This is a genomic window from Cobetia sp. PDI-23MA, assembly GCF_059507735.1.
The window spans coordinates 535,299-557,778 of record NZ_CM183352.1 but is presented as its reverse complement, the minus strand read 5'-3'; the positions used below and the strand labels follow the sequence as shown (position 1 = coordinate 557,778).

The window sequence follows — 22,480 nt, the reverse complement described above, 5'->3', positions numbered from 1 at the left end:
AGCGCGACGCGCCCGTCGGGAGCGCGGTCACGGACTGCGCTCAGAGGTCACGATATTCCTTCTCGAAACGCTTGGCCGCCTTCTTGGAGACGCCACCCAGCACGGCCACGGCGTGGCGCAGACGCGCGCGCGTCATGTCGGAGCCCAGAATGACCATCGCGTCCATCACCGAGGTAGAGGTCGCCGAGCCGGTCACCGCCACGAATACCGGCGCCAGGAAGTCCTTCATCTTGAGCCCGAAGTGCTCGGAGAGCAGCTTCACTTCCGCCAGCAGATGCTCCTTGTCCCAGCGGCTCACGGCTTCAAGCTTCCAGGTCAGGAACTGCATCTGACGCACCAGGTCTTCGCCTTCCAGCTTCGCCTTGGCGAAGTCGTCCGGCGTGATGGCCGGCAGACCCGAGAAGAAGTGCCCCGCCAGCGGAATCGCCTCGGACAGCGTCTCGATGCGCGGCTTCACTTCCGGCAGGATCTGCTTGACGTAGGACTCGTTGAAGGCCCACTGACGCAGCTCGCTCAGCAGCTCATCCTCGGACAGATCGCGGATATAGAGACCGTTCAGCCAGCTGAGCTTCTCGACATCGAACACCGGACCACCCAGCGAGACACGCTGGATATCGAAATGCTCCTGCATCTCGCTCAGGGTGAACTTCTCGCGCTCGTCCGGCATGGACCAGCCCAGACGACCGAGATAGTTGATCACCGCCGCCGGCAGGTAACCCATGCGACGGTAGTAGAGGATCGACGTCGGGTTCTTGCGCTTGGACAGCTTGGTCTTGTCCGGATTGCGCAGCAGCGGCATGTGGCACAGTTCCGGCATCTGCCAGCCGAAGTATTCATACAGCAGCTGATGCTTGGGCGCCGAGTTGATCCACTCCTCGCCACGCATCACGTGGGTGATCTCCATCAGGTGATCATCCACCACGTTGGCCAGGTGGTAGGTCGGCATGCCGTCGGACTTGAGCAGGATCTGCGCATCGACCTGGGCCCAGTCGACCTCGATCTCGCCACGCAGCATGTCCTTGACCACACAGGTGCCGCTTTCCGGCACGTTCATGCGGATGACGAAGGGCGCGCCCGCCGCTTCACGACGCGCCACTTCTTCTGCCGGCAGCGCGAGGTCGGACGGCTTGAGCGCCATGTGCAGACCTTCGGCCTTGCGCGACTCGCGCAGCTCATCCAGCTCTTCACTGGTGCGATAGCACTTGAAGGCGTGGCCGGCATCGATCAGCTGCTGGCAGTGTGTGGCATAGATGTCGCCACGCTCACTCTGACGGTACGGGCCGTGCGGACCGCCGACATCCGGGCCTTCGGCCCATTCGATGCCCAGCCAGCGCAGCGAGTCGAGGATCATCTGCTCGGATTCGCCGGTGGAACGCGTCTGATCGGTATCCTCGATGCGCAGAATGAACTCGCCACCGTGCTGACGAGCGAAGCACTGGTTGAACAGGGCGATGTAGGCGGTGCCGACGTGGGGATCACCAGTCGGCGACGGTGCGATGCGCGTACGAACGGTCATGTGGAGTCCAGTAGTTCGAGAAGAGAGGGCAACAAGCGTCTCGGCAATGACTGACTGCCGGGGCGTGAAATCACGCTGCTGTCTCAGCAGCGAGTGCTGGGGCATATTATACGCAAGGTGAAGATGTGCGACAGTGCGTCGCCGTGTACCAACGCTCTCTCGGCGGTAAGCTTGCGCCAGATGCGTCATTCTCTGCCTTGAGACGTGACGCCAGCGCTTCCCTGCAACTATCTCTGCCACCACCGGCAGGAGCATGAATGCCCCGAACTGCCGCTGCACCCGATGTTTCACCCTCCCCCACCGATGCCACTGCCTCGGCAGAATTCGTGCCACGCCGCTGGCTGGAGACACTGGCACGTGCCGGTGGCCACTGGCCCCAGCTCGCCATCCTGTGCGCCCTGCTCTCGACACTGGTGCTGCTCGCCCAGGCCTGGGCCATCGCCCGCCTGGCCCAGGGCGTCGCGATCGACCGCGAAGGCCTGGCGACACTGTGGCCGGCCATCGCGGTACTCGCCGCCAGTCTCTCGCTGCGCGGCGCGCTCACTGGCCTGCGTGGCTATGCCGGCACCCGCGCCAGCCAGCAGATCCGCCGTCGCCTGCGCGAGCGCCTGCTGCAGCGCTTCGCCGAACTCGGCCCGCTGTGGGTGCGTCGCCAGCATCGCGCAAGCCTGGCCAACCGCGCCTGGGACCAGGTCGAGTCACTGCACGGCTACTACGCCGACTTCCGCCCACAGACACGCCTCGCGGGGCTGATTCCGCTGATGCTGCTGTGTGTGGTGTTTCCGCTCAACTGGGCGGCCGGCCTGATTCTCGCCACCACCGCACCACTGGTGCCGATCTTCATGATTCTGGTCGGCATCGCGGCGCGCAAGCGCTCGCAGGAGCAGTTCCGGGAGATGGACCGCATGGGCCGTCACTTCATGGACCTGCTCACCGGTCTCAAGACCCTCAAGCTATTCGGCAGCGCCAGGCGCGGCCCCCAGGTCGAGGCGGTCAGCCATGCCTTTCGCAAGCGCACCATGCGCGTACTGCGCCTGGCCTTCCTGTCCTCCACGGTGCTGGAATTCTTCACCGCGGTGTCCATCGCGCTGCTGGCGGTCTACCTCGGCTTCCATTTCCTCGGCCACCTGCAATTCGGCACCTGGGGCGACTCACCGCTGACCCTGCAGACCGCACTCTTCATTCTGGTGCTGGCGCCCGAGTTCTATCAGCCGCTGCGCGAGCTGGGCGTGCACTATCACGCCAAGGCCGAGGCCGAGGCTGCCGCCAGTGATCTCGCCCCCATCGTCGGCAGTGCCCCCTTCACCCAGGAGGCGGATGGCGAGGCTGCCACACAGACGCACAATGCCAACAGCGACCTGCCCGCGGCGCGCCCTCAGACCCGCAAGCTGCACTCGCTGATGCTGGAAGAGGTCTGTGTGCGCTATCCCAATCAATGGACCCGCCAGACCAGCACGCTGACTCCACCGGCACTCGGCCCGCTGACCCTGCGGATCACCCAGGGCGAACGCGTCGCGCTGACCGGTGCCTCCGGCTCCGGCAAGTCGACGCTGCTCAATCTGCTGCTCGGCTTCGTCGAGGCCAGCGACGGCCTGCTGTATCTCAATGGCCATCCGCTGAGCCACGGCCTGCCGCCGGGCATGGCGACCTGGGTCGGTCAGGAGACGGTGGTGCTGTCCGGCACGCTGGCCGACAACCTGCGTCTGGCCAGGCCTCACGCCAGCGACACCCAACTCGAAGCGGCGCTGGACAATGCCGACCTGCTTGACTGGTACCAGCAGCTGCCGCGAGGGCTCGAGACGCGCCTTGGCGAGGGCGGTCAGGCGCTGTCCGGCGGCCAGGCACGCCGCCTGTCACTGGCCCGCGCATTCTTGCATGACGCGCCACTGGTGCTGCTGGATGAACCCACCGCCAGCCTGGACGCCGACAGCGAAGCGCGCGTGATCGCCGCGCTCAAGCGTCTCGGCGAGGGCCGCACCCTGCTGTTGCTGACCCACCGACCAGAGCTGCTGACGCTGTGCCAGCGCCTGATTCACCTCGACGATGGCCAGCTGGTGCAGGACCGCCCGCTCCCCCTCCCGACGCCGCGAGGTGACGCATGAGCCGCGCCATCTGCAAGTCCGCGCCTGACACGCCCGCGGCCGTCACAGCCAGCGAGCCAGCACTAGGTGAAGCGTATAGCGAACAGCGCCCACGTCTGCGCGAACTGACGCCCTATCTGGCCTTGATGCGCGAGCATCGTGGCTGGCTGGGCATCGGCGCACTGCTGGCGCTGATCACTCTGCTGGCGGCCACCGGCCTGTTGGCACTGTCGGGCTGGTTTCTCTCCGCCACCGCCGTGGCCGGCTTGAGCGTCGCTGCCACCCAGGCCTTCAACTTCTTCACCCCGGCGGCAGGTGTGCGCGGTCTGGCACTGGCGCGCACCGCCGGACGCTATGGCGAGCGTCTCACCACCCACGAAGGCACGCTGCGTCTGCTGGCGAGCCTGCGCCGTCGCCTGTTCGAGGCCATCGAGCCGCTCTCCCCCGCCGCCCTGCAGCATGCCGGCCAGGGCGAGCTGATGACCCGCCTGGGCGCGGATGTCGACGCCCTCGACAGCCTCTACGTGCGCGTATTGATTCCCTCGCTGGTGGCGGTCTGCGCCATCCTCGCCGCCGGCACGCTGATCGGCATCTTCGCGCCGACACTGGCGCTGGTCGCAGTGATCGGGCTGGTGCTGACCGGCGGACTGGTGCCGTGGCTGGCCTGGTGGCGTGGTAGCCGTGACGCCATGCGTCACCAATCCTCGGCCAGCCGCCTGCGCGCACGCCTGCTGGAGCGCCTGCAGGGACTGGGCGAGCTGGTGATCTATGATCGCTGGAATGAAGAGCTTGAGCGCCTGGCCGAGCAACAGGCCGAGCGGGACCGCATCGAGCGCACCCAGGCACGCCGTCAGGCACTGGCCAGCTGGCTGAGTCACAGTCTGCTGGGGCTGACGCTGGCCGGGGTCGCCCTGCTCGGCGTCATGCAGATGGCGCCATATGCGAACGACGACATCACGACGCATTCTGGCGAGCTGCTCGATGGTCGTCTGCTGGCGCTGTTCCTGCTGGCGGTACTCGGCGCCTTCGAGGCACTGGCGCCACTGCCGCTGGCCTGGCAGGGTCTCGGTCGCTGTCTGTCGGCGGCCGCGCGCCTCAACCGCGTGCAGGCCAATACGCCGGCGGCCCAGTTCCCCAGTGACTCCGAGGCTGCCACGCCGGTGGGACACGCCTTGGAGATCGAGCAGCTGAGCGTCACCCACGGCGACACGCCGGTGCTTGAAGAGCTGTCACTGACACTGGCCGCAGGCGAGCATCTGGCACTGCTCGGCCCGTCCGGCAGCGGCAAGAGCACCCTGCTGGACGTGCTCAGTCGCTTCCATGCCCCCAGTGCCGGACAGATCACGCTGGGTGGCGTGGCGCTGGACTCGCTCGACGAGGCCACGCTGCGTGCAAGCTTCGCGGTCTGCCCGCAGGACACGCACCTGTTCTGTGCCAGCTACGCCGACAACCTGCGCCTGGCCGCTCCCGAGGCCAGCGATAAGTCACTGACGCGCATGCTGGAAAGCCTTGGCCTCGGCGACTGGCTGGCCCGCCAGCCACAGGGACTGGCCGGCTTCCCGGATGAAGGGGGACGTTCATTGTCCGGTGGCCAGCTGCGCCGCTTCGGCGTGGCACGCGCACTGCTGTCACCGGCGCCGATCGTGCTGCTCGATGAGCCCTGCGAAGGACTGGACCGCACCAGCGCCGAGCAGGTGATGAGCGCGATTCTCGCCGCCTGCGAGGGCCGCAGCCTGATCATGATCACTCATCAGCCGCTGGGGCTGGAGCGCTTTGCGCGTCTGGCGCTGCTGGAAGCGGGCCGACTGCAGGAAGACACCACCCCGACCACACTGAGCCGCGATTCCCGCCTCGCCAGGCTGATGGAGCGCACTGCCTGACGATAATCCTGTTCAGCCACTACAGAGGGAGACATATATGGTAGACAGCAGACTGGAAGATCAGCCATTGGCGGCGGACACCTTCGCGCGCCTGCCACGGGGCTTCTGCGCACTGGTCACCGGCGCCAGCGGCGGGATCGGGCGGGCGCTGATCGATGAGCTGCTCGCCCATCCGCACTGTGGAAAAGTGCTGGCGGTGAGTCGCGATGTCTCATGCCTTTCGACGCATCCCGAGCTCGAGACGCTGGAGGCCGACCTGACCACCGAGCAAGGCACCGCACGCCTTGAGAAGTGGCTGGCACAGCAACTGGATGGCGAGAGCGAGACGGGGCAGCCACCGGCGCTGATACTCAACGCGCTGGGCCTGCTGCATGACGAGCGCGAGCAGCTATGGCCGGAGAAGCGTCTGGAAGACTTGAGTCTGGCGGCCCTGACGCGTCTGCATCAGGTCAATGCCTTCGCCCCGGCCCTGCTGCTGGGGATGCTGGCGCCACGTCTGCGCCGACGCACGCCAGTGATCTTCGCCTCGCTGTCGGCGCGGGTCGGCTCGATCTCCGACAACCGCAGCGGCGGCTGGTATGCCTATCGCGCCAGCAAGGCCAGCCACAACATGCTGCTCAAGACCGCCGCCATCGAGATCGCACGGCGCAATCCCGAGGCGCTGCTGGTCGCGCTGCATCCCGGCACCACCGACACCGGCCTGTCGACTCCCTTCCAGTCCCGCGTGCCCGAGGGCAAGTTATTCACGACGGGCTTCGTGGCGCGCCGTCTGCTGCGCGTCGCCTGCGAACTCTCGCCCACCGCCAGCGGCGGCTTCTACGACTGGGCCGGCCAGGCCATCGAGTGGTAACCCTCTCGGTAGAGGCGACTCAGAGCTGCAGATGCTCCTGAAACCACTCGGTGATGAAGTCGAGGTAGGCGCGGGTCTTGTCAGGCAGGTACTTGCGTGAACGGAACAGCACCACCATCGAGCCATGCTCGTTCCAGTAGGGCTGCAGCAGCGGCACCAGTTCACCGCTTTCCACTGCCGCGCGGGCCGAGAAGGTCGGCAGGTAGGCGAGACCGAAGCCGGCCTTGGCCGCCTCCACCACGCCGAGCAGATTGTTGATCACCAGCCGCGACTCCGGCTCCACATCGAAGGGCTGACCATTGAGCGTGAAGCGCCAATGCGCCCCCAGGTCGTAATTGCCGTAGAAGATGGTATCGAAGGCGCGGATGTCCTGGGGCTGCACCGGCGGTGAATTGACGCGCGCCAGGTAATCCGGTGCGGCGTACAGGCCGTAGACCACCTTGCACAGCGGCCGCGAGACCATCGAGGAATCCGGCAGCGGCCCCATGCGAATCGCCAGGTCCACCGACTCATCGATGGGCTCGAAGCGCTGATCCTCGAGCAGAATCTCGACGCTGACATCCGGGTAGCGACGCATGAAGGCGGTGGTCGGCGCGGCCAGATACATGAAGCCGAACGACACCTGTGCCGAGACCTTGAGCTGGCCCATCGGCTGCGAGGTCACGGACTGTACGCGGGCCTCGGCGGATTCCAGCTCCTCGCGGATGCGCAGGCCGTGCTCGTAGTAGATGCGCCCCGCCTCGGTGAGATGCAGCTTGCGGGTCGAGCGATTGATCAGGCTGACGCCCAGCTGCTCTTCCAGTGCCGCCACCCGCTTGGACGCCAGCGACTTGGAAATTCCCAGTCGGCGCGCCGCCGCAGTGAAACTGGCCGCGCGCACGACTTCGACGAAGACGCGCAATGCATCAAGTGTCGCCATGTGTCTCCCTTTCCCTCGCTCTGCAACCGCCATGGCCCTCCGGACACGGCCAGACACCCCATCAATCTCTCAGGTTTCCATATTGGAAACCCTAGTTTTCAATTGTACGCGCTTATTCTCCAAAGCGCGGCACCCTATACTGTGCGCCACGAACATGCGGGAGCAGGCGCGCCGCGGCATCGGCCGCCTGCTTCCGGACTAGACCGAAGACGGCCGGGCCTGCGTGGCGCAGCCCGACCGTCCAGGTTCGCGCTCAGGTAGTTGCACTGCTCATCCCACCGATTCCCGGTGACTGGTCTGCATGGCGACGCCCCCACGCGCGGTTTCGCTGTCGGCCCATCCTGGGCCTCGGTGGCGATCTTCAGTGTTGTAATGCAAGTTTCTTGTGCGCCTGGCCGTCTCACGACGCCAGGCGCTTTTTTATGCCTGTCTTCAGCAACTTACAGCCACTTCTTCCACTTGAAGAACAGATAGGTCGAGAGCGCCGATACCCCCATCAGGCACAGCGCGAAGGGATAGCCCCAGTTCTCGTCCAGCTCCGGCATCCAGTGGAAGTTCATGCCGTAGATGCTGGCGATCAAGGTCGGCGGCATGAAGACTACCGCCGCCACCGAGAAGATCTTGATGATGCGGCTCTGATCGAGGTTGGTGAAACCGATCGAGGCATCGAGCAGGAAGTTGACCTTGTCGAAGATGAAGGTGGTGTGCGGATTGAGCGAGTCGATGTCGCGCAACATGTCGCGAATCTCCTGACGTCGCGATTTCTGACGTGGCGCCGAGGGCAGATGGCGCGTCAGCTGACGCAGCAGGCGCTGGCTGTCCAGCAGCGACTGGCGCACCTTGTCGTTGTAGCGCTCCTGCAACAGGATGCCGTGCAGGGTGTCTTCCAGCGCCTCGGGGTGCACCGCCTGCTTGCCCAACGCCTCCAGGGCCCGGTAGATATCCTCGATCTCATCGGCCAGGTAATCGACCTTCATCGCCAGCAGCGCCAACAGCACTTCCCAGCCATCCTCCGGGCTCAGTCGCTGGCGACGCAGGTGATTGCGGAACAGCCGCAGCAGGCCGATATCCTCGTGGCGCATGCTGATCAACTGGCGCCCATGCAGATGGAAGGCGACGTTGGCCGTCTGTGGCTCGCGCCCCTTGCGATGCGGAAACAGCGAGACGACGTGGATGCCATCGCCTTCCAGATAGAAGCGCGACGACGACTCGATCTCCTCCAGCTCCTCGACATCAGGCAGCTCTACCGTGAACTGTTCGCTCACCCAGCGCTTTTCCTGCTCATCCGGCTCACAGAGATCGATCCACAGCACATCGCTACGCACCAGAATCGGTGGCGCCAGCTCGTCATCGGCCAGCAACCCGGCATGCAGGGCTGCCGCCTCTTCAGCGCTATCCGCCAGGCGCGGCGGCGTATCGGGCTGGCCGGGCTGCGGGTCGGGCAACACGATATGTTCACCGCGCAGGCGCCCATCATCGTGCAGTCGATAGAGTGTGATCATGATGACTTCCTCGGAAAGCCCCGCGGGTCGCGCCCGTGCTCTGACTGATGACAATGATTGACCGCAATGGCCAACCCTCTGAAAAGGCAGCGGAACCCGGGCACCTTGGCGGCGTGGGAATAGGATGTCGTCATTCTAAACGAGATGGCGCGCCAGCGGAGGCAGAGCGACGGGGCGCACCAAGCGTAGATGAGGAGGCAAGCGGGAGAGCGACGGAAGGAAGATCGAGGTAAATCGCCAGAGAAGTGCCAGACACGAAATGGAGAAGCGCCAGACATGAAAAAAGGCGACCCGTGAGAGTCGCCCTAAGACCGTGACTAGCTTGATGAGGAGAAACCCGAACAGGGGCCTGACTCCGCTGTTCTGGCTACCGCATTCCATGGCGGGAAGCGATGAATCCAGATTATGCTCTCCGGCTGACGCCGTCAATACTAATGAGAAATATTTTCATTAACATTGAGTCAGCGTTTATCTCACGCGCCGCTGGCCTCCCCTCACCGGCTGACGTATCATGGCGCCAGAATATCAAGGTCGTGACTGGCCTGATGAGACGCTTGCCAGGGACCTGACATCCAAATCTGGTGAGCACGAAGCACCGCTCGACTCGCAAGCCTTCCTCCCTGTCATTGGCAGACGGAAAGCGAATGACTCGAGAAGCGCTTCCGGACGCCTCCCTCGTGCAAGCGAAGGAGGCGTCTTTTTTTGCGCATAAAAAAGCGGCCCACCCCGTAGGATGAGCCGCTGGCAAGGACCGTAAAACTGTCTGATGAGAAGCCTCCCGGACAGGGGCCTGACTCCGCTGGCCGGGACACCGCTACCCATGGCGGGGAAGCGATGACCCCAGAATATGACCCGCGGACTCAGACGTCAATACTAATGAGAAATATTTTCATTAGTATTGGAGAGTCAGGCACTTGCCGCCGCCTCTCACCTCAGCTTCAGCCCTGCTTGTGCCACTCGAACTTCTTGAACGGCTCGTCGATCGGCGTCTCGGCCAGGTGATTGGTGTAGTTGCTCATCACCTTCTGGGACAGGCCCAGAATCACTTCCAGCACATTGCGCTTGGTATAACCGGCATCGAGGAAGGTCTGCACGGTAGCGTCATCCACGAAGCCACGCTCACGTACCACGGCCAGCGTGAAGGTGCGCAGAGCTTCCAGACGCTCGGTCGGCAGAGGCGTCTCGTTGCGCAGTGCTTCGGTGATGGCGTCATCCACCTTCATCGACTTGGCGATGCCGGTATGCGCCGGCACGCAGTAGTGGCAGTTGTGCTCGACGTTGATGGTCTGCCACACGACGGTGGTCTCTTCATCATCGAAGCTGCTATCGAGGAACAGCTGGTGCAACACCTGGTAGCCTTCCAGCAGACCCGGTGCTTCCGCCATCACGGCGTGCAGGCCCGGTACCATGCCGAAGGCTTCGACGGACTTGCCAAGCAGCGGCTTGCTGTCCTGCGGGGCATTGTCGGCGGTATAGAGTGTGAAATCAGTCATGAGAACTCCTTCGGAATGATGAGCGAGATGCGCGGAACCTCAGGGGCTGTCAGTCAGTGGCATGAAGCCTCCAGCGGCGCCCCTGAGGATGCAGGGCAAGATATGAGCAAACGCTCAAAATAAAGCCTGACCATCCGCTGCACTGCGTTGTCGGGGAACACACTAGCTGGATTTGAGCGATCATTCAAGTTAAACTTGAGTACTCACTCAATACCTTGCTCCTTGCAGACCGCCCGCTTCGCCATGCCGCGCGAAGACAGGCGTCGCTCGCGAGCCCCATCGTCAGGACAGCCATGCCACGCGCGACCTTGCACAACCGCCAGGATTCCCTCGAACGGGCGCTCAATCTCTTCTGGCAGAAGGGCTTTCATGCCACTTCGCTGAAGGACATCGAGCGCGCGCTCGACATGCGCCCCGGCAGCATCTACGCCACCTTCGGCAGCAAGGACGGCCTCTTCCAGGAAGCGCTGGACTGCTACTCCGCGCGCAGCCTGCGCGAGATGGAAAGCCTGATGGCCAGTCACGACTCACCCTTGACCGCCCTCGCCACCTATATCCGCAAGCTCGGCGGACTACGTGACTGCGAAGTGCCGTCCCGCGCCTGCATGCTGGCCAAGAGCCTGCTGGAACTCGGCGAGCGTGAACAGGCCGCCCGCGACAAGGTCGAGACGCTGCTCGCCAACATGGAAGCCCGCTTCCGCCAGGCCTTCGCGGACGCCCGCGACGCCGGAGAACTCATCGACCCCGAGCGCCCCGCTCACCAGCCGGAACGCCTCGGCCGCCGCCTGCAGGCCGAAGTCATGGGCCTGCGCGCCTACGCCCAGCGTGAAGGCGAAAGCGACGCCGTCCGCCAGCTCGCCGAAGACATCGCCCAGGATATCGAAGCGCTGAAGGTCAACAACACGCATTGAGCCATGAGCGGCGCATTGGCTCGCGGCTCCCTCTGACTCGGCGCTTCGCCTCACAAGCTGCTAGAATCACCGCCCGCTTGTCTCGACAGCGCCTGATGCTCCGATCCCTGCTCCCACACCAGCCGATATGACTGCCATGCCGATGACACCGATTGACCGCACCTTCTCCGTTGCGCCGATGATGGAATGGACGACCCGTGACTACCGCGCCTTCGCGCGCGTGTTGAGCCGTCGTACGCTGCTGTACACGGAGATGGTGACCACCGGGGCATTGCTGTTCAATCCGGACCGCGAGCGCTTCCTCGGCCATGACGAGACGGAGCATCCGCTGGCGTTGCAGCTGGGTGGCAGCGATCCGCAGGCGCTGGCCGAGTGTGCGGCGATCGCCGAGAGCTGGGGCTATGACGAGGTGAACCTGAATGTCGGCTGCCCGAGCGATCGCGTGCAGAACAACATGATCGGTGCCTGTCTGATGGGCCATCCGGAGCTGGTGGCAAAATGCGTGGCGGCGATGCAGGCGCAGGTGAAGATTCCGGTGACGGTGAAGTGCCGCATCGGGATCGATGATCAGGATGAGGACGCCGATCTCGAGCGCTTCATCACCACCGTGGCCGACGCCGGCTGCGACACCTTCAGCGTGCATGCGCGCAAGGCATGGCTGCAGGGCCTGTCGCCGAAGGAGAACCGCGATATTCCCCCGCTGAACTACGGCCGCGTGCACCGCCTCAAGCAGGCGCACCCGTCCTTGCATATCGGCATCAATGGCGGCCTGAAACGGATGGATGAGCTGCACGAGCAGCTGGAGCACGTCGACAGCGTGATGGTCGGCCGTGAGGCGTACCACAACCCCTGGTTGCTGGCGACGGTGGACAGCGAGCTGTACGGTGAGGCCGAGAATCCGCACACCAGCCGCCACGATGCGCTGCGTGCCTTCCGCCCCTATATCGAGAAGCGCCTCGCCGAGGGCGTGCGTCTCAACCACATCAGCCGCCATCTGCTGGGACTGTTCCAGGGCCAACCGGGCGGTCGCCAGTTCCGCCGCCATGTCTCCGAGAACGCCCACAAGCCGGGCGCGGGCATCGAGGTCATCGATGACGCCATGGCGCGCGTACCGGAACAGCGGCCCGAGGCGCAGGTCGAGCAAGCCTGATCGAGCTGGCCTGTTCGCGCCGCTTCTGCTCTCTTCTGTCCTTTCTTGCTCTCTCTTCTGCCCTCTCTTGAGAGCAGCGCTGTCAAAAGTCAGTCCCCGACACCTGGCCCTCACGCCGGGTGTCGTCGTCTTGGCAGTCAGGAAGTGGCGACGCGGCACGGGCAGACGTGACATCCGACGCAACCCTGCGTCGCCATCTAAGCTAATAACTCTTTGAATACCAATGACATACATGACTTTCGTTTGATTGTCTGACAAAGACATCTCACGCAAAATGATTGACCATACGGACAACAACAGGTCTCGACATCGTTACGCCCTGCGCGAGTGACGTCAGCCACACAACTGCTCCGTCATCGGCGATTCCTCCACAGTCCTCCTCTGCGACCTGTGGGCCGGTCCATGCAGTCCCGTCCTCCGGGCTGCGCTGCTTCTGCTGACACTTCCTTCGAGGTTCCATGTCCACATCCTCCTCCTCCGGAGCCAACGGCCGTGAGCTGTTCGGGCATCCGGCCGGACTCTATCTGCTGTTCTCCACCGAACTGTGGGAACGCTTCTCCTATTACGCCATGCGCGCCCTGCTGGTGCTCTATCTCACCGATGCCGTCACCAGTGGCGGTCTGGGCTGGAGTCAGGGCGATGCCCTGCAGCTGTATGGCATCTTCACGGGCCTGGTGTACATCACGCCGATGTTCGGCGGCGCCCTGGCCGACAACTGGCTGGGCGCACGCCGTGCGATCCTGATCGGCGGGCTGATCATGGCGGTCGGACAGTTCGTGCTCGCCGTGCCGCCGGCCATGAGCGGGCTCGATGCCGAGATGCTGCTGTATGTCGGCCTTGGCCTGCTGATCATCGGCAACGGCCTGTTCAAGCCCAACATCTCCACGATGGTCGGCGACCTCTACCAGCAGGGCGATCACCGCCGTGATGGTGCCTTCACCATCTTCTATATGGGCATCAACATCGGTGCGCTGCTGTCGGGTATCGTCGCGGGCTCCATGGCCGAAGGCTATGGCTGGAATGCCGGCTTCTTGGTGGCCGGTATCGGCATGCTGCTGGCAGTCGTCATCCAGCTCATCTTCGCGCCGCGCCATCTGGGGGATCTCGGGATGGAGCCCAGCGCCCGCCGCGAGGCACGCCTGAACAAGAGCCACGAGCGCAAGACGCCGCTGAGCCGCGAAGAGCGTGACCGCATCAAGGTCATTCTGGTGCTGGGCCTGTTCACCATCCTGTTCTGGGCCGGTTTCGAACAGGGCGGCGGCCTGATGGCGCTGTATGCGCAGGACTACACCGACCGCATGCTGATGGGCTTTGAAGTGCCGGCGGCCTGGTTCCAGTCGCTCAACCCGCTGTTCATCATCCTGCTCTCGCCGCTGCTGGCGGGTCTGTGGACCCGCATGGACAACCGCGAGCCCAGCTCGCCGGTCAAGTTCGCCTTCGGCCTGATCGCCCTCGGCATCGGCTTCGTGTGCATGATCGGCGCGGTGCTGGAGCAGAAAGCCGCAGGCAGCGCCTCGATGATCTGGCTGGTCGGCGCCTTCTTCTTCCACACCCTCGGCGAGCTGTGCCTGTCGCCGGTGGGGCTGTCGATGGTCACCAAGCTGTCACCGGTGCGCATGGGTGCGCTGATGATGGGCGCCTGGTTCGCCTTCGTGGCACTGGCCAACTACCTGGCCGGAATGATCGGCTCGCTGGTCGGCGAAGCCGGTGCCATGAGCGTGTTCGGCGGCATCGCCATCACCGGCGTACTCGGCGGCCTGCTGTTGCTGGTATTCGCCGGCAAGCTGGTGGACTGGATGCACGGCGCGGAAGCGCGTCATGACGGCCCGTTCGAGACCCAGAGCAGTCACGGCTGATCTCGTACTCGTCGTCATCTTGCTGCGACGACATCACAGACTGCTGCAACGCAAACGCCCCGCTCATCGAGCGGGGCGTTTGCGTTGTCACTGCCGGCAACCAGGACCATGAGGGGGCCTGAAGTGAAACGAGACGCCTAGATGGAGTCCGGCACGAACAGCTGCTGGAAGTTGTCGACGGCGCTCTCGGCATCGTCGATCGCATGGAAGCGCGCCACGTGATAGAGCGCCTCGCCCTCGTTGGCCAGCGGTAGATTGGCCATGCCGATGATGATGCCGTCGGCGGGTGATAGCACCTCGCTTTCGCTGTTTCCGAAGGGGTCGGCGACGATGCCCAGCACCTGATGCTTCTCGACGCGGTCCCCCAGGCCCACGCGGCTCTGGACGATGCCATCGATGGAGGCCCGCGCCCAGCTGGAGCCGTTGGACATCTCCACCGCACGCGAGCTGGGCTTGCGGTCGCGGTCCTTGGCCAGCATGCCGATGGAGCGCATCACGCGCTTCACGCCGCTGACGCCCGGGCGAATCGCCCACTCATCGAAGCGCAGTGCCTCACCGGCCTCATAGGTGATGACCGGCACGCCGCGCTCGCTGGCATAGGCACGCAGACTGCCCTCGCGCAGCTCGGCATTCAGCAGCACCGGTGCGCCGAAGGCATCCGCCATCTGACGCGTGGCATCACTGCCCGTCATGGTGGCGCGGATCTGCGGCAGGTTGGTGCGGTGGATCGCGCCGGTGTGCAGGTCGATGATGTGGGTAGCCTGATCGGCGATCTCCTCACGGAACAGCGCCGCCACCCGCGAGCCCAGCGAGCCGCTCTCGCTGCCCGGGAAGCAGCGGTTGAGGTCGCGGCGGTCCGGCAGGTAGCGCGTGTGCTGCACGAAACCGAAGACGTTGACGATGGGTACCGCGATCAGGGTGCCGCGCAGCCGTGCAAGGCTGGAACTCTTGAGCAGCCGCCGCACGATCTCGACGCCGTTGATCTCGTCACCGTGGATGGCACCACATACCAGCAACACCGGGCCGGACTGGCGACCATGCACCACCTCGACGGGGATGTGCAGCGGCGCATGGGTGTAGAGCTTGGCGACAGGCACATCGACCTGGGCCCGCGTTCCCGGCGCGATGCGGGTACCGCTGATTTCAAATGGAGCGCGTGACATCGCCACCTCAGAGATTGTTCGACCAACGAGCGACAGGCATTGCGACATGCCCGACAGATCAGGCTATTCGCTCAGTGTCTCGAAAGAAAACACTGTGCGACATGCGCCTTTTAGCGCATTGGTGCGCCAAGGGAAAGACTTCATTGCAGCGTATCGGGATGAAGCGCGGGCAGAATTGTTCAACAATGGGCCTTCACGACTCACCTTGCCCGCCCTCTCGACATGAGATGCCCGTGACCGATTCTCTCGATGCCCTGCTGACACTGCCCGATTACTCTGCGCTGGCCTGGAGCGCGATCATCTTCTCGACCTACCTGACCGGTATCTCCAAGGGCGGCTTCGCCGGTGGCTTCGGCTCGCTCTCGGTGCCGCTGATGGCGCTGGCCATCGGGCCGCTGGAAGCCGCCGGCATCCTGCTGCCGCTGTTGCTGGTGATGGACTTCCTGAGCTCCCGCGCCTGGTGGGGCAAGCAGCTGTGGTCGGAGGTGCGCATCATCCTGCCCAGCGCCGCCATCGGCATCGCGGTGGGCGTGGTGCTGTTCGACGAGCTGGACGAGAACATGATTCGCGGCCTGCTGGGTGTCATCTCGCTGCTGTTCGCCGCCTATATGCTGTTCAAGCCCACTGCCAGGAAACCGCTGCCGCGCTGGCTGGCGGTGCCTGCAGGTGCGACGGCGGGCTTCACCAGCTTCTTCGCCCACGCCGGCGCGCCGCCTTACAACCTGTACATGATTCCGCGCCAGCATCCCAAGGAAACCTTCATCGCCACCACGGTGATCATCTTCGCTGGCATGAACCTGATGAAACTGGGCCCCTACGTGGCGCTGGGCGAGATCAACCTCACCAGCCTCTCCACCTCGCTGCTGCTGGTACCGGTGGCCTGGGCGGGCGTCAGAAGCGGCCTGTGGCTGCAATCCCGCGTCAACGAGACGCTGTTCTTCCGCCTGATCATCATCGCGATGGCGCTGGTGGGCGTGCAGCTGATCTACAGGGCCTGGGGCTGAGGGCCGCAAGGCCCATCACGCCCTGACGACCATTGCCGCCAGCCTTTGAAAACTCCCGGTACGGCCCTTGAGGCCGAGTACCGGAATGCCCCATGAGAACGATCGAGACAACGCCATGAGCGACTCCATGACAAGCCGCATCAGCTACTACCATGCACATCTCTACTACACCGATGAGCAGGGCCTGGCCGCCGCTCGCGAGCTGGCGGCACGCGCCGAGCAGCAGTTCCCGCTGCGCGTCGGCCGCTTTCACCAGCAGCCGGTAGGCCCGCATCCGCTATGGAGCTGTCAGCTGTCATTTGCCCCGGAAGAATTCGGCCGCATCATCCCGTGGCTGGCACTCAACCGTGGTTCGCTGGACATCTTCGTGCACGTCGGCACCGACGATGACCTCTTCGATCACACCCAGGGCGTGATGTGGCTGGGCAACTCGCATGCGCTGAATCTCGCCGCCTTCACCAGCCAGTGAGACCGCACGACGCAGCAATGCCACGACGTTGCTTGATGCCCGCGGCGGGCCTGACACGCTACCATCGCCTTGCCTCTTTGCCTTGTCCCTTCGCCTTACCCACTGACTCAAGGATGACCCCATGACACGACTGCGTCGCTTTACCTCGCGTACTGCCCTGCTCGGAGTGATCGCCTCGGGCCTGCTGCTGGCCGGCTGTGATGACAACGAGGTCGGCGATGTCTCGCTGGGCCTGTTCACCACCAAGGACATCAAGATCGAGAGCCTGATCGACCCCAAGGTGCCAGGCGTGACCTGCCACCTGAGCAACATCGAGGCGGACCTCGACTTCTCCGACCCTTCCGACATGAGCATCGCCTGCCGTCAGACCGGCCCGATCACCCCGGCGATGATCGCCGACATCGACACCTCCAAGAGTGGCGAGGAGGTCTATCGCAAGTCCAAGAGCGTGCTGCTCAAGAGCCTCAAGATTCGCCGTATCCTGGACCGCGACTCACAGAGCCTGCTCTACATCGCCTACAGCACCAAGGAAACCAGTGGCAGCTTCAAGCACGCGTTGAGCAGCGTGCCGCTATGGGGCAGCGACGCCTGGCAGGCACCGGCAGCGCAGTGAGTCACCTCGACGCCTGAATCAAGCGCCGATTGATCAAGTGCTGACTCATCAAGCGAAAGCTTCACCATCATCCCTTGAAGTTGTGGGGTGTCGCTCCAAGGTCTTGTGCAACGGCTAGCCAGCCGGATTTTCATTCGCATGACGCAAAGGAGTGACAGACGATGTCGAGCCCGGAGCACAAGCAGAAGATCTGGAAGCTGATCAAGGACGTGAAGGTCGGCATGTTGGTGACGCAGGGCGACGGCCTGCCCCATGCCCGCCCGATGCATCTGGTGCAGGATGACTACGACGGCACCCTGTGGTTCTTCACCCGTGCCAGCGCCGAGAAGGTCTTCGAGGCCAGCAAGGACAGCGAGGTCTGCCTGAGCTTTTCCGATCAGGATGATGGCGTCTACGTCTCGCTCAACGGCCATGCCAACCTCAAGCGTGATCAGGACCTGATCGACAAGTTCTGGAACCCGTTCGTGGCCGCCTGGTTCCCGGAAGGCAAGGATGACCCCGATGTCACCCTGCTGGAGGTCAAGGTACAGTCCGGCGAGTACTGGAAGGCCAAGGAAAGCAAGGCCTACCAACTCTACGAGATCGCCCGCGCCAACCTCGACAAGGACCACACCCCGGACATGGGCGAGAACGAGAAATTCGGCACGCTGTGAGCAAGAGCCGATTTCGGTAAAACGCCCGCTTGCCCCGTCACGCACACGCCAGACACGACAACGCCAGCCCGAGGGCTGGCGTTGTCGTGTCTGGCATTCGAGCCTGGAACCCGGAACTTGGAACCTGGAGTCTAGAAGAAACCGAGCGGATTGATGTCGTAGCTGACCAGCAGGTTCTTGGTCTGCTGGTAGTGCTCCAGTGCCATCTTGTGGGTCTCGCGACCGACACCGGATTTCTTGTAGCCACCGAAGGCGGCATGGGCGGGATACTGGTGGTAGCAGTTGGTCCATACGCGGCCGGCCTGGATGCCACGCCCCATGCGGAAGGCGACGTTCATGTCGCGACTCCAGACGCCGGCGCCGAGACCGAATTCGGTGTCATTGGCGATGGCCAACGCCTCGGCCTCGTCACGGAAGGTGGTGACGGCCACCACCGGCCCGAAGATCTCCTCCTGGAAGACACGCATCGAGTTGTTGCCCTTGAGCAGGGTCGGCTGGATGTAATAGCCGTTGGCCAGCTCGTTCTCCAGCTGCTCGCTGCTGCCACCGGTGAGCACCTCGGCACCTTCCTCGCGGGCGACATCCATGTAGGACATGATCTTGTCGAACTGCTCGCGGGAGGCCTGGGCGCCGACCTGCACGTCGGTGTCCAACGGGTTGCCGCGCTTGATGGTCTTCACGCGCTCCATCACCCGAGCCATGAAGTCGTCGTAGATGCTTTCCTGGATCAGCGCACGTGACGGGCAGGTACACACCTCGCCCTGATTGAAGAACGCCAGTACCAGGCCTTCGGCGGCCTTGTCGATGAACTCGGGTTCGGCATTCATGATGTCGGCGAAGTAGATGTTGGGCGACTTGCCGCCCAGCTCCACCGTGGAGGGGATGATGCTGTCGGCGGCGCACTTGAGAATGTGCGAGCCCACGGGAGTGGAGCCGGTGAAGGCGATCTTGGCAATGCGCTTGCTGGTGGCCAGCGCCTGGCCGGCCTCGGCCCCGTAGCCGTTGACGATGTTGAGCACGCCCGCCGGCAGCAGGTCACCGACCAGCTCCGCGAGCACCAGAATCGAGGCCGGGGTCTGCTCCGCCGGCTTGAGCACCACGCAGTTGCCGGCCGCCAGCGCCGGGCCGAGCTTCCAGGCCGCCATCAGGATCGGGAAGTTCCACGGGATGATCTGCCCGACCACGCCCAGCGGCTCATGGAAATGATAGGAGACGGTATTGGCATCGATATCCGCCGCGGTGCCTTCCTGGGAGCGCAGACAACCGGCGAAGTAGCGGAAGTGGTCCGCCGCCAGCGGGATATCGGCGTTCAGCGTCTCGCGCACCGCCTTGCCGTTGTCCCAGGTCTCGGCGACGGCCAGCATCTCGAGGTTCTGCTCGATGCGATCGGCGATCCTGAGCAGGATGTTGGAGCGCTCCTGCACCGAGGTCTTGCCCCAGGCAGGCGCTGCCTTGTGAGCGGCGTCCAGCGCGAGATCGATATCCTCCGCGCTGGAGCGCGGAATACGGCAGAAGGCCTCGCCCGTCACCGGACTGACATTGTCGAAGTACTCACCCTTCACCGGCTCGACGAAGCGACCGCCGATATAGTTGCCGTAGATATCCTTGAACGTGACCAGCGCATCGGCGCTGCCCGGGGAGGCGTAGATCATGGCGAACTCCTGTTGGCCGGATTCACGAGTGGCGCTCGTGATCGACGGCCTGTTGTTGTCGATGTCCTGAACAGGAGGTGGCGCTCCTGTCCATCACCTGACCGTCAATGACTGCATCAATGACTACTTGATCAGACGACTTTCACAGTCTTGTTCACTCACGCCGATCCCGACATGCCCCCATGGGTGGAGACCGTCTCATCCCTTGGGAGGAGAAAAGCGAGGAGACACGAACGCCGCCATACCGCGAAGGCCGCCATACCGCGAAGGCCGCAAGGCACGACACCACGCCATGACGTTATGCTCAAGATATCGCCCGTTACCGGCCAGGAGCCTCCATGTACCGTCTGTTGATCGCGGATGACCATCCGCTGTTCCGTGACGCCATCAGTCGTACCCTGAGTCTGAGCGTCGCTGACGCCTCGGCGGCGCCCTACGAGCTGCTGCAGGCCGCCAGTCTCGCCGAAACGCTCAGCCTCATCGATGTGCACGCCGATAGCCTCGACCTGCTGCTGCTGGATCTCGACCTGCCCGACAGCCATGGCCTGGAAGGCCTGAGGCGATTGCGCCAGGAGGCAGACTGGCTGCCGGTGGCGATTCTCTCCGCCCACGAGGCACGCGAGACGGTGCTGGAGGCCTTGTCACTCGGCGCGGTGGGCTACCTCTCCAAGTCGAGCTCGGCGGAGGTATTGCGCGAGGCGCTCGCGCGCATGCTGGCAGGGGAAGTCTACGTGCCTGCCCAGTTGATGCGCGCTGCGCCACGTCCAGCCTCGCTCTCGGCACCGTCGGCATCAGCATCAACATCGGCAGCATCATCGACATCGCTGCCACCGCCGGCGCCTCAACTGGTGCCGAGCCTCAGCGAGCCGGAATTCGCGCGGCGCTGGCAGACCCTCACCACCAAGCAACGTGGCGTGCTGGAGCGCATGGTGCTGGGCGAATCCAACAAGATGATCGCCTGGCAGCTGGGCGTGGCGGAAACCACGGTGAAGTCGCACGTGTCCGCCATCCTGCACAAGCTGGAGGTCACCAGCCGGGTGCAGGCAATCCTGCTGGCCAGCCACGCCCTGGCTGCCATGTCTGACACGGATGCGTCCCCGGCCTTGCCGAAACGCGCAACGCCCCGCCGAGGCGCTCATGAGTGAGGCGCACCGCGGGGCGTTTCATGGGCCTGCTACCCACAGGACTCTTGTCTCTCACAGGGGCACAGACACTGGGAAATAGGGCTTGGGACATAGAGCCTGGAACATAGGCCCTACATCAGCTCGCCGACCAGCACATAGCCATTGAGCAGGATGATGATCGCCGCGACCAGCACCCCGATGGCCGTCACCCAGTGACGGTTGACCAGGTCTCCCATCAGGCGGCGATTGGCGGTGAACATCAACAGCGGCACCAGCGCGAAGGGAATCCCGAAGCTGAGTACCACCTGGCTTGCGACCAGCACCTGCTGCTCCGGCAACTCCATCAGGATGATGGCGATGGCCGGCGCCATGGTGATCACGCGGCGCAGCCACATCGGTATGCGGAAGTTGACGAAGCCCTGCATCACCACCTGACCGGACAGGGTGCCGACGATGGAGGAGGACAGCCCCGCCAGCAGCAGCGTGAATCCGAAGATGAGACTCGCCGCATCCTGCCCCATCAGCGGTGACAGCAGCTTGTAGCTTTCGGTGATGGAGGCCACGCCGGTCTCGCCGTTGCCATGGAAGACCTTGGCGGCCAGCACCAGCATCGCCATGTTGATCAGCCCCGCCAGCGCCATGCCGAGGATGACATCCAGACGGTAGTAGCCCATCACGCGACGACGCTGCCCGCTGTCACGCACCCGGATGCGATTCTGGGACAGCGCGGAATGCAGGTAGATGACATGGGGCATCACGGTGGCACCGAGAATGCCGGCCGCCAGGAAGATGGCGTGGCTATCCGGAAAGTCCGGGGACAACAGGCCATGGATGATCGGCTCCACCGGCGGTCGGCTGAGGATGATCTCGAGCAGGAAGCCCGCCGAGACCGCCAGTATCATCGCGCCGATGATCATTTCCATCATGCGGAAGCCGAAACGCTGCATCACCAGTACCGCATAGGTGATGGCGCCGGTCAGCAGCGCCCCTTCCAGCATGCTGAGCCCGAACAGCAGATTGAAGGCCAGCGCCGCCCCCAGGAATTCAGCCAGATCGGTCGCGATGGCGACGATCTCCGCCTGCACCCAGAAGGCCCATACCACCGGACGCGGGAAGCGTTCACGGATGACCTCGGCCAGATTCTTGCCGGTCGCCAGCCCCAGCCGCGCCGACAGGGTCTGGATCAACATCGCCATCAGATTGGCCCACAGCACCACCCACAACAGGGCGTAGCCATAACGGGAACCGGCCTCGAGATTGGTCGCGAAGTTGCCCGGGTCGATATAGGCGACGGCAGCGATCATCGCCGGGCCGAGGAATGGCAAGGCGCGGCGCAGGCGGCCAGCGACACGGACAGGGGGAGCTGTGCGCGCACCACCGGCAGCAGAGGCGTCGCCATCGCTGCCCAGTGACACGCTTGCGGCATGACGTACGGATTTATCGGACATGACATTCAGCATGGGGGGAAAACCTGCCAGATCAATGACCCGCGAACAGATAAGGAAATATGCGGGAGGCTATGTGACAAGCATACACCCCAAACGCCATTGATTCTCATTAAAAACAAGCGTGATATCCGATAGGCACTTTCAATCGCCCTGTGACGGACGTTTATTTGCCATTGCCTTTCTCAGCGCTCCCTTC

18 protein-coding genes are annotated in these 22,480 nt (G+C 63.9%); 11 read left to right on the top strand and 7 right to left on the bottom strand.

The window, feature by feature from the left end; genetic code table 11:
* Nucleotides 1-40: 40 nt before the first annotated feature.
* Nucleotides 41-1,516, bottom strand: a complete 1,476-nt coding sequence (gene gltX, locus AC5WNJ_RS02430) for a glutamate--tRNA ligase (RefSeq protein ID WP_176676167.1) — start codon at nt 1,514-1,516, stop codon at nt 41-43.
* A 257-nt stretch (nt 1,517-1,773) separates the two neighbouring features.
* Between gltX and cydD the strand changes: the two genes are divergently transcribed.
* Genes cydD through AC5WNJ_RS02415 form a run of 3 tightly spaced genes read left to right on the top strand, consistent with a single transcriptional unit; the run spans nt 1,774 to nt 6,327 of the window.
* Entirely contained in the window at nt 1,774-3,618 is a 1,845-nt protein-coding gene (gene cydD, locus AC5WNJ_RS02425) for a thiol reductant ABC exporter subunit CydD (RefSeq protein WP_176676166.1), read from the top strand.
* Nucleotides 3,615-5,477 carry a thiol reductant ABC exporter subunit CydC gene (gene cydC / locus AC5WNJ_RS02420; RefSeq protein ID WP_176676165.1) on the top strand — a complete coding sequence of 621 codons (1,863 nt, stop codon included), beginning with the start codon at nt 3,615-3,617 and terminating at the stop codon, nt 5,475-5,477. Before cydD ends, cydC begins: the two co-directional genes overlap by 4 nt.
* Before the next feature lie 37 nt (nt 5,478-5,514).
* Nucleotides 5,515-6,327 carry an SDR family NAD(P)-dependent oxidoreductase gene (locus tag AC5WNJ_RS02415; protein ID WP_176676164.1) on the top strand — a complete coding sequence of 271 codons (813 nt, stop codon included), beginning with the start codon at nt 5,515-5,517 and terminating at the stop codon, nt 6,325-6,327.
* Nucleotides 6,328-6,346: 19 nt separating this feature from the next.
* On the opposite strand, the gene AC5WNJ_RS02410 is transcribed toward AC5WNJ_RS02415, so the two are convergent.
* The 3 genes from AC5WNJ_RS02410 to AC5WNJ_RS02400 all read right to left on the bottom strand — a co-directional run bounded on the left by AC5WNJ_RS02410 (nt 6,347) and on the right by AC5WNJ_RS02400 (nt 10,241).
* Nucleotides 6,347-7,246, bottom strand: a complete 900-nt coding sequence (locus tag AC5WNJ_RS02410) for a LysR family transcriptional regulator (RefSeq protein ID WP_176676163.1) — start codon at nt 7,244-7,246, stop codon at nt 6,347-6,349.
* Between the two features lie 440 nt (nt 7,247-7,686).
* Nucleotides 7,687-8,748 carry a magnesium/cobalt transporter CorA gene (gene corA, locus AC5WNJ_RS02405; RefSeq protein ID WP_176676162.1) on the bottom strand — a complete coding sequence of 354 codons (1,062 nt, stop codon included), beginning with the start codon at nt 8,746-8,748 and terminating at the stop codon, nt 7,687-7,689.
* 938 nt (nt 8,749-9,686) lie between these two features.
* Complete coding sequence (locus AC5WNJ_RS02400; protein WP_176676161.1) at nt 9,687-10,241, bottom strand: carboxymuconolactone decarboxylase family protein; 555 nt, start codon at nt 10,239-10,241, stop codon at nt 9,687-9,689.
* 293 nt (nt 10,242-10,534) lie between these two features.
* Between AC5WNJ_RS02400 and AC5WNJ_RS02395 the strand changes: the two genes are divergently transcribed.
* From AC5WNJ_RS02395 to AC5WNJ_RS02385, 3 genes are all read left to right on the top strand, one after another.
* Nucleotides 10,535-11,152, top strand: a complete 618-nt coding sequence (locus AC5WNJ_RS02395; RefSeq protein ID WP_176676160.1) for a TetR/AcrR family transcriptional regulator — start codon at nt 10,535-10,537, stop codon at nt 11,150-11,152.
* 142 nt (nt 11,153-11,294) lie between these two features.
* The gene (gene dusA, locus AC5WNJ_RS02390) at nt 11,295-12,302 is read left to right on the top strand and encodes a tRNA dihydrouridine(20/20a) synthase DusA (RefSeq protein WP_176676159.1); all 1,008 of its coding nucleotides are present in this window, start codon (nt 11,295-11,297) and stop codon (nt 12,300-12,302) included.
* Nucleotides 12,303-12,760: 458 nt separating this feature from the next.
* On the top strand, nt 12,761-14,158 hold the full coding sequence (locus AC5WNJ_RS02385; RefSeq protein ID WP_495930369.1) for a peptide MFS transporter: 1,398 nt from the start codon (nt 12,761-12,763) through the stop codon (nt 14,156-14,158).
* Between the two features lie 137 nt (nt 14,159-14,295).
* On the opposite strand, the gene AC5WNJ_RS02380 is transcribed toward AC5WNJ_RS02385, so the two are convergent.
* The gene (locus AC5WNJ_RS02380) at nt 14,296-15,321 is read right to left on the bottom strand and encodes a succinylglutamate desuccinylase/aspartoacylase family protein (RefSeq protein WP_176676157.1); all 1,026 of its coding nucleotides are present in this window, start codon (nt 15,319-15,321) and stop codon (nt 14,296-14,298) included.
* A gap of 233 nt (nt 15,322-15,554) precedes the next feature.
* On the opposite strand from AC5WNJ_RS02380, the gene AC5WNJ_RS02375 reads away from it, so the two are divergent.
* From AC5WNJ_RS02375 to AC5WNJ_RS02360, 4 genes are all read left to right on the top strand, one after another.
* The gene (locus AC5WNJ_RS02375) at nt 15,555-16,325 is read left to right on the top strand and encodes a sulfite exporter TauE/SafE family protein (protein WP_253063128.1); all 771 of its coding nucleotides are present in this window, start codon (nt 15,555-15,557) and stop codon (nt 16,323-16,325) included.
* A 115-nt stretch (nt 16,326-16,440) separates the two neighbouring features.
* Entirely contained in the window at nt 16,441-16,794 is a 354-nt protein-coding gene (locus tag AC5WNJ_RS02370; RefSeq protein ID WP_176676155.1) for a DOPA 4,5-dioxygenase family protein, read from the top strand.
* Between the two features lie 121 nt (nt 16,795-16,915).
* Nucleotides 16,916-17,407 (top strand): CreA family protein, encoded by a 492-nt coding sequence (locus AC5WNJ_RS02365; protein WP_176676154.1) that lies wholly within the window; start codon nt 16,916-16,918, stop codon nt 17,405-17,407.
* Nucleotides 17,408-17,568: 161 nt separating this feature from the next.
* The gene (locus AC5WNJ_RS02360; RefSeq protein WP_176676153.1) at nt 17,569-18,060 is read left to right on the top strand and encodes a pyridoxamine 5'-phosphate oxidase family protein; all 492 of its coding nucleotides are present in this window, start codon (nt 17,569-17,571) and stop codon (nt 18,058-18,060) included.
* Nucleotides 18,061-18,191: 131 nt separating this feature from the next.
* On the opposite strand, the gene exaC is transcribed toward AC5WNJ_RS02360, so the two are convergent.
* On the bottom strand, nt 18,192-19,712 hold the full coding sequence (gene exaC, locus AC5WNJ_RS02355; protein WP_176676152.1) for an acetaldehyde dehydrogenase ExaC: 1,521 nt from the start codon (nt 19,710-19,712) through the stop codon (nt 18,192-18,194).
* A gap of 338 nt (nt 19,713-20,050) precedes the next feature.
* Here exaC and AC5WNJ_RS02350 point away from each other — a divergent pair, with 338 nt between their 5' ends.
* A complete protein-coding gene (locus AC5WNJ_RS02350) occupies nt 20,051-20,857 on the top strand; it encodes a response regulator (RefSeq protein WP_176676151.1) in 807 nt (268 codons plus the stop codon).
* Between the two features lie 110 nt (nt 20,858-20,967).
* Here the strand turns inward: AC5WNJ_RS02350 and AC5WNJ_RS02345 are convergent, their stop codons facing one another.
* Nucleotides 20,968-22,284 carry an Nramp family divalent metal transporter gene (locus AC5WNJ_RS02345; protein ID WP_176676150.1) on the bottom strand — a complete coding sequence of 439 codons (1,317 nt, stop codon included), beginning with the start codon at nt 22,282-22,284 and terminating at the stop codon, nt 20,968-20,970.
* Nucleotides 22,285-22,480 lie beyond the last annotated feature (196 nt).